Source organism: Serratia sp. DFXYC6, from assembly GCF_057196085.1.
Genome location: NZ_JBXUNV010000001.1, coordinates 1220170 through 1231935 on the forward strand (window position 1 = coordinate 1220170; position 11766 = coordinate 1231935).

Consider the following 11766-nt stretch of genomic DNA (forward strand, 5'->3'; position numbering starts at 1 on the left):
CTCAGCGCGCCTCGCCTTGCGCGGCGAGATAATCCGCCAGCAGTGGAACGTCAGCGGGCGCCAGGGGGTATTCCTGCGCCTGTTGCGGCGTGACCCAGACCAGCGCCGAATGGCAGCGCTGTTGCAGTTCACCGGAGAACTCCGCGACTCGCCAGGCATGCAGTCGGATGATGCGTTCGCCTTGCCGCCACTGATTGCTGCCCACATAGTTGCCGATACGGGCGCTAATCCCCAATTCTTCATCCAGCTCGCGCGTCAGCGCCTCCGGCTGGCTTTCGCCGGTTTCAACCTTGCCGCCGGGAAACTCCCACAGGCCGGCTTGATCGCTGCCTGCGCCGCGCTGGGCCAGCAAAATACGCCCATTTTGTTCCAGAATGGCGGCTACTACGTCGATAATTTTCATTGGCTTCACAGAATAAAACCCCGGCGAGCGCCGGGGGATGGGGTTACAGCGTGAATTCCGCCCAGACCGGCGCATGGTCGGAAGGTTTCTCCATGCCGCGGGTTTGGTAATCAATGCCGGTGGCGATGCAGCGAGAAGCCAGCGGGGTGCTGGCCAGCAGCAGATCGATACGCAGGCCGCGGTTGTCGTCGAACCCTTTGGAGCGGTAGTCGAACCATGAGAACTCGTCGTTGCGCCCCGGGTTGGCGTGGCGATAGGTATCCACCAGGCCCCAGTTCAGCAGGCGATCCATCCATTCGCGCTCTTCCGGCAGGAAGGAGCACTTGCCGGTGCGCAGCCAGCGTTTGCGGTTGTCTTCGCCGATGCCGATATCGTAATCACTCGGGCTGATATTCATGTCGCCCATGATCAGCACCGGGGATTCCGCCGACAGCTGCTGCTCCAGGTAGTTTTGCAGATCCTGATAAAAGCGTGTTTTAGCCGGGAATTTGATCGGGTGGTCGCGGCTTTCACCTTGCGGGAAGTAGCCGTTGATCACCGTCAGCGTGCCCTGTGGCGTAGCCAGATCGGCCATGATGATGCGACGCTGCGCGTCTTCTTCATCGGTTGGGAAACCGCGGCGCACGGCTAGGGGCTCCGCTTTGGTCAGCAGCGCCACGCCGTAATGGCCTTTTTGCCCGTGATAGAACACGTGATAGCCGTGCTGGCTGACTTCTTCCAATGGGAACATGTCATCGTGAACTTTGGTTTCCTGCAGACCGATCACGTCGGGCTGGTGCTGTTCGATAATTGCCGCCAGCTGATGCGGACGCGCGCGCAGTCCATTGATATTAAAAGAGACAAACTTCATGAGCGGTGCCGTTTTCACGAGAAAAATGTGCTGTGATAGTAGCAGAGTTTGGCGGGAAATGTAACGCAGACAGCGGCAGGACCGCTGACTGCGCAGCGGGTTTATTTCGCCCAGCGGTCGTAATTTTTAGGTTGATAGTCGTCAAATTGTTGCAGCAGCGTCTGTGCCGATTCGCTGATGTGCAGGGTGCCGAGATAGTCGTGACGCATAAAGCCCTGATCGGCGACGTGCTCGAGGAACTGGCTCAGCGGTCGGTAGAATCCGTTGACGTTCAGCAGGCCGACCGGCTTGTTGTGATAGCCGATTTGCCCCCAGGTCCAGATTTCAAACAGCTCTTCCAGCGTGCCGATGCCGCCGGGCAGGGCGATAAAACTGTCCGCCAGCGCTGCCATACGGGCTTTGCGCGTATGCATGTCTGGCACCACTTCCAATTCAGTCAGGCCGCGATGCGCCGTTTCCGCTTCAACCAGACGCTCGGGGATAATGCCGACCGCTTCACCGCCTGCGGCCAACACCGCGTCCGCCACGATCCCCATCAATCCTTTTTTGCCGCCGCCATAGATTAAACGGCGCCCCTGTGCGGCCAGCAGTTGCCCCAGTTGACGAGCCTGCTCGGCATAAGCGGGATTGACGCCTTCGCTGGCGCCACAAAAAACGCAAATATTGTTTCGCATCCACCTGTTCCTTACTGCACTAAAGAAGCCAGTGGTATAGCGAATTGTCGGCCGGAGTTCAAGTTACGGCTGGGAGTGAGGAGATAAAACATCAAGGTGAAAGCGGCGATAAGGGGAGATAAATTGAGTTTATTGATACGAGGGTTATTTAATTAGGTTCGGGGATTTTCTGCAAGGGATGGTGGTGGGGGAAGGATGATTCGTCGCTGCGCGACTCACCCTGCGGGCCGCGCTGAAGCGCGTTGTCTCACTGCGTGAGACTCGAACCTTGGTCGAAGCTTCTCATCCTTCCCCAATGCGGAGCATTATGTAAGTGATGTGCTTTTAATTAGGTTCGGGGATTTTCTGCAAGGGATGGTGGTGGGGGAAGGATTCGAACCTTCGAAGTCTGTGACGGCAGATTTACAGTCTGCTCCCTTTGGCCGCTCGGGAACCCCACCATGGTATTCATGGATTTACAAATTGTTGTTCCGGTTTTATCCGGAAGAAACCTGGCCGGTTTCTTTTACTGCGTCTTCGCTCCTGGCGGAGAAAAGATGGTGGTGGGGGAAGGATTCGAACCTTCGAAGTCAGTGACGGCAGATTTACAGTCTGCTCCCTTTGGCCGCTCGGGAACCCCACCATATACATGGCTATTTAACTGGCCTTGCTTGCGAGAGCGCTGTCTCGGTAAGCGGGGCGCATCATATCAAATGAAGCGGATGTGTAAAGTATTGAAATGCAGAAAATGAATCGTTTGCCGTTTTTTTATTCTTGGCGGTGCATCCCTGAACGAAATGCACCGATTTATTGAACGATTACAGAATAACGGTGCGGTTGCCGTAGACGAAGACGCGCTGCGCCAGCACCTGATACAGGGCGCGGCTGAGCACGTTTTTCTCCACGTCGCGGCCGGCGCGCATCATATCCTCGGCGGAATAGGTGTGATCGACGTGGATCACGTCCTGCATGATGATCGGGCCTTCGTCGAGATTGTCGTTAACGTAATGGGCGGTGGCGCCGATGATTTTTACCCCGCGCTCGTAGGCCTGGTGATAAGGCCGTGCGCCGATAAACGCCGGCAGGAACGAATGGTGAATGTTGATTACCTGATTCGGATAATGTTGCACGAAGGCCGGGGTCAGCACGCGCATATATTTGGCCAGCACCACGTAATCCGGCTGATATTGATCGATCTTGGCCGTCATTTCGCGGTCGTGCTGTTCGCGCGTCAAGCCTTCGTGGCTCACCAGATGGAAAGGAATATCGAAACGCTCCACCAGCGATTGCAGCGTGTCGTGGTTGCCGATTACGGCGGCGATCTCAACGTCGAGGCCGCCATAGGCGCTTTTCATCAACAGATCGCCCAGGCAGTGCGCCTCTTTGGTGACCAGCACCACGATGCGCCGGCGCCCGGTGCTGTGCAGTTCACGCAGCGAACCTTCCGGCAGGGCGCTGTCCAGATCGGCCAGCAGCGTGTTGTCGTTGAAAATGCCTTCCAGCTCGGTGCGCATGAAGAAACGCCCGGTGCGGTGATCGACGAACTCATTGTTCTGGACGATATTGAGTTCGTGCTTGTAACAGATGTTGGTGATCTTGGCGATCAGCCCTTTGGCGTCCGGGCAGATGGTGCGTAACACTTTCCGTTGTACATTTTGGTGTGGCATGGGTTTGAGGATCCTGTCTGATACTGAACGGCCTGTCTGCGCAGGCGTAAACGTGAAGCGCCGGCCGGTTAGCGCCCGCAGCACTTCTTGTATTTTTTCCCTGAGCCACAGGGACACATCGCATTTCGGCCGGGCTGGGGTTTGGTGCCATCGATATAATACCAACGTTGATCGCGACGAAGGAAGCGCGAGCGCTCATGCATCGCCTGCGGCTCGCCGCTTTCGCCATCGGTGAAACGGGCGATGAATTCGACGAAGCCTTCATCCGGCTCATGACCGGCTTTCTCTTCCACGATCGTCAGGCCCAGCCATTCGGTATTCTTAAAACTGTCGACGATGGCATTGCGCCACGCTTCGGCGCCGCAGTCGGGGTGCCAGGTGGCGATCAGATAGTCGACGTTATGATTCACGTAGGCGGTGAAGCGTGAACGCATCAGTTGGCCGGGCGTTGGCGCCAGCTGACTGCCGCTGATAAAAGGGGCGCAGCACGTGTTATACGCCAGTCCGCTGCCGCATGGGCATGATTCGGGCAAAATGACTCCTGAGAAAACGAGGCTGAAAATGAATTTAGCGCATATGTTACCTAACAATATTCGTCAGTGACAATCTACCCTGAAAGCAGAGAACACCGTTTACCGAGAGGATGACGCGATGCGGCAAATCAAGATCGGACTGGCGTTGGGAGCGGGCTCGGCTAAAGGCTGGGCGCACATCGGCGTGATCAATGCGTTAAAGAAGCTGGGGATTGAGGTCGATATCGTTGCCGGCTGCTCTGTCGGCGCGTTGGTGGGCGCCGCGTTCGCCAGCCATCGCCTGCCGGCGATGGAGCAGTGGGTGCGATCGTTCAGCTATTGGGACGTGATTCGCCTGATGGATTTTTCCTGGCAGCGCGGCGGCCTGTTGCGCGGCGAGCGGGTGTTTAACGCCGTTGGACAGCTGCTGAAGATCAATGATATCGCCGATTGTGCGTTGAAGTTCGGTGCCGTGACGACCAATCTCAGCACCGGGCGTGAGCTGTGGCTGACCGAAGGCGATATTCATCAGGCGATACGCGCCTCCTGCAGCATGCCCGGCCTGTTGGCGCCGGTATGGGCCGACGGCTATTGGCTGGTGGATGGCGCGGTGGTCAATCCGGTGCCGGTGTCGCTTTGCCGCGCCATGGGTGCCGATATCGTCATTGCGGTCGATCTGCAGCATGACGCGCACCTGATGCAGCAGGATCTGTTCTCGATACGTATCGAGGAAGAAAGCCCGGACGATGCGCCTGCGGCTACCTGGCGCGGGCGTCTGCGGGAACGCGTTGGCAGAATGCGCAAGCGCAAACCGGCGACGGCGCCGACGGCGATGGAGATTATGAGCACATCGATTCAAATGCTGGAGAATCGCCTGAAGCGCAACCGGATGGCGAGCGATCCGCCGGATGTCTTGATCCAGCCTTTTTGCCCGCAAATCTCAACGCTGGATTTCCATCGCGCCGATGAAGCGATCGAGGCGGGGTTGCTGGCGGTTGAAAAACAACTGGATCGGTTGTTGCCGTTGATAAAAAATAGATAATTCTCGGTTCTTGGTTGGCAATGCGCAGTTGGTCTGTTTCAGACGAGCATAAGTGACCTTTTTGAGCCACTATTACACTATGGAAAGGGACGAGGCTCGGCTGATGGCATTACCACTCACTCACAAGCGCATCTTGATCGTTGAGGACGAACAGGTTTTTCGTTCCGTGCTGGTCGGTTATCTGACCTCGCTGGGCGCTGAAACCGGCGAGGCGACCAACGGTTTACAGGCGCTGAGTGCCGTCGATGACTTCAAGCCGGATCTGATTCTGTGCGATCTCGCGATGCCGGAAATGGGCGGTATCGAATTCGTTGAACACCTGCGTTTGCAGGGGCTGCAGATCCCGGTGCTGGTGATCTCGGCCACCGACAAGATGGCGGACATCGCCAAGGTGCTGCGGTTGGGCGTGCAGGATGTGCTGCTCAAGCCGCTGACCGATCTCAATCGCCTGCGTGAAGCGGTGCTGGCGTGCTTATACCCCAATATGTTCACCTCCCAGGCGATTGAAGAGGTTGAACTGTTTCAGGATTGGGATGCGTTGAGCAAAAATCCTTCCGAAGCCGTCAAACTGCTTAAGCAACTGCAGCCGCCGGTACAGCAGACCATTGCGCATTGCCGGATCAACTATCGGCAGTTAACCACCGGCGAAAATCCCGGCCTGGTGCTGGATATCGCCGCCTTGTCAGAAAAGGATCTGGCATTCTATTGTCTGGACGTCACGCGCGCCGGCGATAATGGCGTATTGGCGGCGCTGCTGTTGCGCGCATTATTTAATGGGCTGCTGCAGGACCATCTGGCTAATCAACAGCATCGTTTGCCGCAAATGTCGGCATTGTTAAAGCAGGTTAATCAATTATTGCGGCAGGGGAAATTAGACGGTCAATTCCCTCTGTTGTTGGGATATTATCACGCCGAAAATAAAAACCTGATTCTGGTTTCCGCCGGGCTGCATGCCAACGTCAATACCGGTGACAATCAAATCCAGCTGAGCAACGGCGTGCCACTGGGGACGCTGGGGGCTACCTACATGAATCAGATCAGCCAGCGTTGTACCGCCTGGCAATGTCAGGTATGGGGCAGCGGTGGCCGATTGCGACTGATGCTCAGCGCTGAATAGCAGGCAGCGATCGGCGCGATCTTAAGCTATTTACTTATCTGTAATTAAACCGTTTATTTATTCTCCGGATTATCCGAACGGGTAATAGTCCTAAATGTTTTCTATTTGTGTTCTGGTTAATGCTCGGCGCGCATAAGCTGGTATACTCCGAAGGTTTTTTTATATCGAGCCCAAGCTCATAAAATGAGCGCTTTAGCTTTAAGAGAGGAAATAATGCCTGCTGTAAATCGCAAAGTCAGAAAAGCCGTGATCCCGGTTGCAGGCTTGGGTACGCGGATGTTGCCGGCCACCAAAGCCATTCCGAAAGAAATGCTGCCGCTGGTTGATAAACCTCTGATCCAATACGTCGTCAATGAGTGCATTGCGGCGGGGATTAACGAGATTGTGCTGGTCACCCACTCCTCCAAGAACTCGATCGAAAACCATTTTGATACCAGTTTCGAACTCGAAGCGATGCTGGAAAAACGCGTCAAGCGCCAATTGCTGGACGAAGTGCAGTCGATCTGCCCGAAAGGCGTTACCGTGATGCAGGTTCGTCAGGGTAATGCCAAAGGCCTGGGGCACGCGATTATGTGTGCCTACCCGATGGTGGGCGATGAACCGGTCGCGGTGGTGCTTCCGGACGTGATCCTCGACGAATACAGCGCCGATCCGCAAAAAGACAACCTGCACGAAATGCTGCAGCGCTTCGAAGCCACCGGCGTCAGCCAGATCATGGTTGAACCCGTGCCGCATAAGGATGTCGGAAACTACGGCGTAGCCGACTGTAAGGGCGTTGATTTGCAACCGGGCGAAAGCGCGCCGATGGTCAGCGTGGTTGAGAAACCGTCACCGGATAAAGCCCCTTCCAACCTGGCGATTGTTGGTCGTTATGTGTTGTCCGCCGATATTTGGCCGCTGTTGGCGAAAACGCCTCCTGGCGCCGGCGATGAAATTCAGCTGACTGACAGCATCGAAATGCTGATGCAGCAGGAAACGGTGGAAGCGTATCACCTGAAAGGCGTGAGCCATGACTGCGGTAACAAACTGGGTTACATGCAGGCCTTCGTGGAGTACGGCATGCGTCATGCCAGCCTGGGCAAAGAGTTTTCTCAGTGGCTGCAACAGGTTGTTGCCGCTGACAAGAAGTAATTTGATCTTTCGTCTTAATTTGAAAAACTAGGATTTTCACATGAAAGTAACAGTTTTTGGTATTGGTTATGTGGGGCTGGTACAGGCCGCCGTGCTGGCTGAAGTTGGCCATGACGTTATGTGCATCGATGTTGACGAACGAAAAGTCGAGAACCTGAAAAAAGGGAATATCCCGATTTTTGAACCGGGCCTGACGCCGCTGGTACAGCAAAACTATGAGGCCGGCCGCCTGCATTTCACCACCGATGCCAAAGCGGGCGTGGCGCACGGGAATATCCAGTTTATCGCCGTTGGTACGCCGCCGGATGAGGACGGTTCCGCCGATCTGAAATATGTCACCGCAGTGGCGCGCACTATCGCCGAGCACATGACCGATCGCAAAGTGGTGATCGACAAATCTACCGTGCCGGTCGGTACGGCGGACAAAGTGCGTCAGGTGATGGCGGAAACGCTGGCAAAACGCGGCAGCAACGTGCCGTTCGACGTAGTGTCCAACCCTGAATTCCTGAAGGAAGGCGCTGCGGTGGCTGACTGCATGCGCCCTGAGCGCATCGTGATCGGCACCGATAATAAAGAAGTGATCGAGCCTATTCGCGAGCTGTACGAGCCGTTTAACCGCAATCACGATCGTATGATCATGATGGATATCCGCAGCGCGGAGCTGACCAAATATGCCGCCAACTGCATGCTGGCGACCAAAATCAGCTTTATGAACGAAATGTCCAACCTGGCGGAAATGTTGGGCGCGGACATCGAGAAAGTGCGTCAGGGCATCGGTTCCGATTCACGCATCGGTTATCACTTCATCTATCCTGGCTGTGGCTACGGTGGTTCTTGCTTCCCGAAAGATGTTCAGGCGCTGATCCGCACGGCGGAGCAGATCGGTTACCAACCGAAGCTGTTGCAGGCGGTAGAGCAGGTCAACTACCAACAAAAAGACAAGCTGAACAGCTTTATCAAAGACTATTTCGGCAGCGATTTGAAGGGCAAAACCTTCGCACTGTGGGGTCTGGCGTTCAAGCCGAATACCGATGACATGCGTGAAGCGTCCAGCCGTGTGCTGATGGAGCAGCTGTGGGCTGCCGGCGCCACCGTTCAGGCCTACGATCCGGAAGCGATGAACGAAGTTCAGCGCATCTATGGCCAGCGCGACGACTTGAAGCTGATGGGTACCAAAGAGGCTGCGTTGCACGGCGCCGATGCTCTGGTGATCTGCACCGAATGGCAGAATTTCCGCGCGCCGGACTTTGATGTGATCAAGGGCGCGTTGAAGCAGCCGGTGATCTTCGATGGACGTAACCTGTACGATCCTGAGCGTTTGGCGAATCGCGGCTTTACCTACTATGCGATTGGCCGCGGTGCCTCGATTAAACCGGTTATTTAAGGAGTGGGCATGAAATTCCTGGTTACAGGCGCCGCAGGGTTTATTGGTTATCACGTTGCAGAGCGTTTGTTGACCGCCGGGCATCAGGTTGTCGGCATCGATAACCTGAATGACTATTATGACGTGGGCCTGAAAATGGCCCGTCTGGACAGACTGGCGGATAAGCCGGGATTCCGCTTCATCAAGTTGGATTTGGCCGATCGTGAAGGCATGGCGACATTGTTCGCCGAGCATCAGTTCCAACGAGTCATTCATTTGGGTGCCCAAGCCGGCGTGCGTTATTCGCTGGTCAACCCGTTGGCTTATGCGGACGCTAACCTGATCGGTCATTTGAACGTTCTGGAAGGCTGCCGTCATAATAAGGTCGAGCATTTACTTTACGCTTCCTCCAGCTCTGTTTATGGCCTCAATCGCAAGTTGCCGTTTGCTACCGAAGATTCGGTCGACCACCCTGTGTCACTGTATGCGGCAACCAAAAAAGCCAATGAGCTGATGTCACACAGTTACGCTCATTTATACGGTCTCCCGACGACGGGGCTACGCTTCTTTACCGTATATGGTCCCTGGGGGCGTCCGGATATGGCGCTGTTCAAGTTTACCAAGGCCATATTGGCGGGGGAGAGTATCGATGTATATAACCACGGTGAAATGCACCGTGACTTTACTTACATTGATGATATCACCGAGGCGATTGTGCGGCTGCAGGCGGTTATTCCGCAGGCAGATCCGTCATGGACCGTTGAACAGGGATCGCCGGCGACCAGTTCCGCGCCGTATCATGTTTATAATATCGGCAATAACACCCCCGTTAAACTGATGGAATATATCACGGCGTTGGAGCAGGCTTTGGGGCTAACTGCCCGCAAGAATATGCTGCCAATGCAACCTGGCGACGTGATGGATACCAGCGCGGATACCGCGGAGCTTTATCGTGACATTGGTTTTAAGCCGGAAACCAGCGTTGAAGAGGGTGTGAAGCGCTTTGTTGATTGGTATAAGGCATTCTACCAGGTTCAATAATTGAACGAGGGTATATGCGACAAAGGGGCCTTAGGGCCCTTTTTTATCGCTGGAACCTCATGCAAGGAACAAAATGCGAATTAGGATATTTACTAAAAGGAAAGGGATGAGGCAGGATCGCGGCGATAAGCTTTAAAATGAAAAGGCCCCCCGCAGGGAGCCTTTCAGATACGGGCTGAATCGCTATTACAGCAGGAAATCGTCCAGAGATTTACCTTGCTCTTCGATAGCTTTCTTAATCACCGCTGGAGTACGGCCTTGGCCGGTCCAGGTTTTCAATTCGCCGTTTTCGTCTTTATATTGGTATTTAGCAGGACGTGCTGCGCGTTTTGCTTTACCGGCAGCCTTGTTGGCAGCCATGGTTTGCAGCAGTTCATTCGGATCGATACCGTCAGCAATCAGCATTTCGCGGTATTGCTGCAGTTTACGGGTGCGTTCTTCGATTTCTGCTTGAGCCTGGCTGTCTTCTTCGCGACGTTCGTTCACAACAACTTCCAGTTTCTCGAGCATTTCTTCCAGCGTTTCCAGTGTGCATTCTCTTGCCTGGGCGCGCAGAGTGCGGATGTTGTTCAAAATCTTTAATGCTTCGCTCATTGTCCTAGTCTCAAATTATATTGGTGGGGGGCGTCTCGATAATAATAGAGCGCTATTTTCTTTTCTGCAATAGCCAAATTGACTTGAATACTCAAATTTACCTTTTAAAAAACCGTTAATCGGATCTGTCCGACTAATATAGGAAGGGCTGTTAACTATTACCCTTGTCGCACTTAAGTCAAAATTTCAGCAGGCATGCTTTAAAAGGCGCGTGTCGCAAGGCTTTCATCGATAAGTTATCGCCGTAATTTATATCAATATTACAATGGGTTCTGTGGGCTTAATCACGTCATGGCAAGGCAGACATTGTAAACAATAGGGGTATATAGGTAAAGATTGCGTCAGGAAACCTCGGGGACAGTGGAGGTGATTAAATGCCCTGTATTGGCCCTGTGTATAATAGACTGGCGCGCCGTTGCGGTTGCGGCACCCGCCGCGGCGAAAGGGTGATTATGCATTAATGGGCAAATGATCGCGGTTAACCATTAGCAAGAATTAATAGTGATGACAGGCATACATTATCCTGTAAATAGCTGTAAAAAGAACGGGCCGACAGAACGATATGTTTCGCTTGAAAGCGCATTATTACGGCGAACGCAATATTCGTTCGCTTTGGGCTGAGCCTGGGGGGCGGCTTATGGTACACTTACCGTCCTAATCGACATTTGAATATTTCTTATACCATCGGAGTTGCGGGGCCATGGCTCAACTTTATTTTTATTACTCTGCGATGAATGCCGGCAAGTCCACTGCGCTGCTACAGTCTTCATATAACTATCAAGAACGTGGTATGCGCACGCTGGTGTTCACTGCGGAGATCGATCACCGCTTTGGCGTAGGTAAGGTCAGCTCGCGCATCGGTTTATCCTCGCAGGCCCAGCTCTATAACAACGACTCGATGCTGTACGCCATGATTCAGCAAGAGCATCAACAGCAGCCGGTGCATTGTGTACTGCTGGATGAAAGCCAGTTCCTGACCAAGGCGCAGGTTGAGCAATTGTGCGATGTGGTGGACCAACTGGACATTCCCGTATTGTGCTACGGCCTGCGTACCGATTTTCTCGGTGAGCTGTTTACCGGCAGCCAATATTTGCTGGCCTGGGCCGATAAGCTGGTGGAATTGAAAACCATCTGTCACTGTGGGCGCAAAGCCAATATGGTGTTGCGGTTGGATGAAAACGGCCAGGCGATGCACGCCGGTGAGCAGGTGGTGATTGGCGGTAACGAGAGCTATGTCTCCGTCTGCCGCAAGCATTATAAAGAGGCGATTCACTCCCAGGAGTAGGGGAGAAAACGCCGCCAAAGCCCGCTGAGGCGTTTTGGCGGCGTGAGTCGAAATGCAGCGCCTCCGGCGCAATAAAAAACCCGCCGTTTGGCGGGTTTTTTTATCGGT

At 54.3% G+C, this 11766-nt stretch carries 12 protein-coding genes, 2 tRNA genes and 1 other RNA gene; 6 read left to right on the forward strand and 9 right to left on the reverse strand.

Annotated features, from left to right (window positions below; translation table 11 throughout):
- Nucleotide 1: 1 nt before the first annotated feature.
- The 8 genes from AC2CGQ_RS06000 to AC2CGQ_RS06035 form a co-directional block, all read right to left on the reverse strand.
- On the reverse strand, nt 2-403 hold the full coding sequence (locus AC2CGQ_RS06000; RefSeq protein ID WP_021503849.1) for a pyrimidine (deoxy)nucleoside triphosphate diphosphatase: 402 nt from the start codon (nt 401-403) through the stop codon (nt 2-4).
- 43 nt (nt 404-446) lie between these two features.
- Nucleotides 447-1253, reverse strand: a complete 807-nt coding sequence (gene xthA / locus AC2CGQ_RS06005) for an exodeoxyribonuclease III (RefSeq protein ID WP_004932192.1) — start codon at nt 1251-1253, stop codon at nt 447-449.
- Between the two features lie 101 nt (nt 1254-1354).
- Nucleotides 1355-1927, reverse strand: a complete 573-nt coding sequence (locus tag AC2CGQ_RS06010) for an LOG family protein (RefSeq protein ID WP_004932190.1) — start codon at nt 1925-1927, stop codon at nt 1355-1357.
- A 179-nt stretch (nt 1928-2106) separates the two neighbouring features.
- Nucleotides 2107-2234: non-coding RNA, RtT sRNA (locus tag AC2CGQ_RS06015), on the reverse strand.
- 48 nt (nt 2235-2282) lie between these two features.
- A tRNA-Tyr gene (locus AC2CGQ_RS06020) sits at nt 2283-2367 on the reverse strand.
- A 97-nt stretch (nt 2368-2464) separates the two neighbouring features.
- Nucleotides 2465-2549, reverse strand: a tRNA-Tyr gene (locus AC2CGQ_RS06025).
- A gap of 175 nt (nt 2550-2724) precedes the next feature.
- Complete coding sequence (gene purU, locus AC2CGQ_RS06030) at nt 2725-3573, reverse strand: formyltetrahydrofolate deformylase (RefSeq protein WP_016927485.1); 849 nt, start codon at nt 3571-3573, stop codon at nt 2725-2727.
- Between the two features lie 68 nt (nt 3574-3641).
- Nucleotides 3642-4106, reverse strand: coding sequence for a YchJ family protein (locus tag AC2CGQ_RS06035; protein WP_265260785.1), 465 nt, complete (start codon nt 4104-4106; stop codon nt 3642-3644).
- A gap of 118 nt (nt 4107-4224) precedes the next feature.
- On the opposite strand from AC2CGQ_RS06035, the gene rssA reads away from it, so the two are divergent.
- The 5 genes from rssA (at nt 4225) to AC2CGQ_RS06060 (ending at nt 9779) form a co-directional block, all read left to right on the forward strand.
- Nucleotides 4225-5127 (forward strand): patatin-like phospholipase RssA, encoded by a 903-nt coding sequence (gene rssA / locus AC2CGQ_RS06040; protein WP_015378095.1) that lies wholly within the window; start codon nt 4225-4227, stop codon nt 5125-5127.
- 103 nt (nt 5128-5230) lie between these two features.
- Nucleotides 5231-6244 carry a two-component system response regulator RssB gene (gene rssB, locus AC2CGQ_RS06045; RefSeq protein WP_004932178.1) on the forward strand — a complete coding sequence of 338 codons (1014 nt, stop codon included), beginning with the start codon at nt 5231-5233 and terminating at the stop codon, nt 6242-6244.
- A 213-nt stretch (nt 6245-6457) separates the two neighbouring features.
- Nucleotides 6458-7375 (forward strand): UTP--glucose-1-phosphate uridylyltransferase GalU, encoded by a 918-nt coding sequence (gene galU / locus AC2CGQ_RS06050; protein ID WP_004932177.1) that lies wholly within the window; start codon nt 6458-6460, stop codon nt 7373-7375.
- Between the two features lie 40 nt (nt 7376-7415).
- A complete protein-coding gene (locus tag AC2CGQ_RS06055; RefSeq protein WP_004932175.1) occupies nt 7416-8759 on the forward strand; it encodes a UDP-glucose dehydrogenase family protein in 1344 nt (447 codons plus the stop codon).
- Nucleotides 8760-8768: 9 nt separating this feature from the next.
- Complete coding sequence (locus AC2CGQ_RS06060; RefSeq protein WP_015378092.1) at nt 8769-9779, forward strand: NAD-dependent epimerase; 1011 nt, start codon at nt 8769-8771, stop codon at nt 9777-9779.
- A 186-nt stretch (nt 9780-9965) separates the two neighbouring features.
- Here the strand turns inward: AC2CGQ_RS06060 and hns are convergent, their stop codons facing one another.
- Nucleotides 9966-10373 (reverse strand): histone-like nucleoid-structuring protein H-NS, encoded by a 408-nt coding sequence (gene hns / locus AC2CGQ_RS06065; RefSeq protein WP_004932170.1) that lies wholly within the window; start codon nt 10371-10373, stop codon nt 9966-9968.
- 700 nt (nt 10374-11073) lie between these two features.
- On the opposite strand from hns, the gene AC2CGQ_RS06070 reads away from it, so the two are divergent.
- Nucleotides 11074-11658, forward strand: coding sequence for a thymidine kinase (locus AC2CGQ_RS06070; RefSeq protein WP_154870282.1), 585 nt, complete (start codon nt 11074-11076; stop codon nt 11656-11658).
- The last annotated feature ends 108 nt before the right edge of the window (nt 11659-11766 follow it).

Excerpts from the sequence above, each read along its gene's own strand:
- purU (WP_016927485.1), bottom strand. The coding sequence starts at position 3,573 with ATGCCACACCAAAATGTACAACGGAAAGTGTTACGCACCATCTGCCCG.
- galU (WP_004932177.1), top strand. The coding sequence starts at position 6,458 with ATGCCTGCTGTAAATCGCAAAGTCAGAAAAGCCGTGATCCCGGTTGCA.
- xthA (WP_004932192.1), bottom strand. The coding sequence starts at position 1,253 with ATGAAGTTTGTCTCTTTTAATATCAATGGACTGCGCGCGCGTCCGCAT.
- AC2CGQ_RS06010 (WP_004932190.1), bottom strand. The coding sequence starts at position 1,927 with ATGCGAAACAATATTTGCGTTTTTTGTGGCGCCAGCGAAGGCGTCAAT.
- AC2CGQ_RS06000 (WP_021503849.1), bottom strand. The coding sequence starts at position 403 with ATGAAAATTATCGACGTAGTAGCCGCCATTCTGGAACAAAATGGGCGT.
- AC2CGQ_RS06055 (WP_004932175.1), top strand. The coding sequence starts at position 7,416 with ATGAAAGTAACAGTTTTTGGTATTGGTTATGTGGGGCTGGTACAGGCC.
- rssB (WP_004932178.1), top strand. The coding sequence starts at position 5,231 with ATGGCATTACCACTCACTCACAAGCGCATCTTGATCGTTGAGGACGAA.
- rssA (WP_015378095.1), top strand. The coding sequence starts at position 4,225 with ATGCGGCAAATCAAGATCGGACTGGCGTTGGGAGCGGGCTCGGCTAAA.
- AC2CGQ_RS06070 (WP_154870282.1), top strand. The coding sequence starts at position 11,074 with ATGGCTCAACTTTATTTTTATTACTCTGCGATGAATGCCGGCAAGTCC.
- AC2CGQ_RS06060 (WP_015378092.1), top strand. The coding sequence starts at position 8,769 with ATGAAATTCCTGGTTACAGGCGCCGCAGGGTTTATTGGTTATCACGTT.
- hns (WP_004932170.1), bottom strand. The coding sequence starts at position 10,373 with ATGAGCGAAGCATTAAAGATTTTGAACAACATCCGCACTCTGCGCGCC.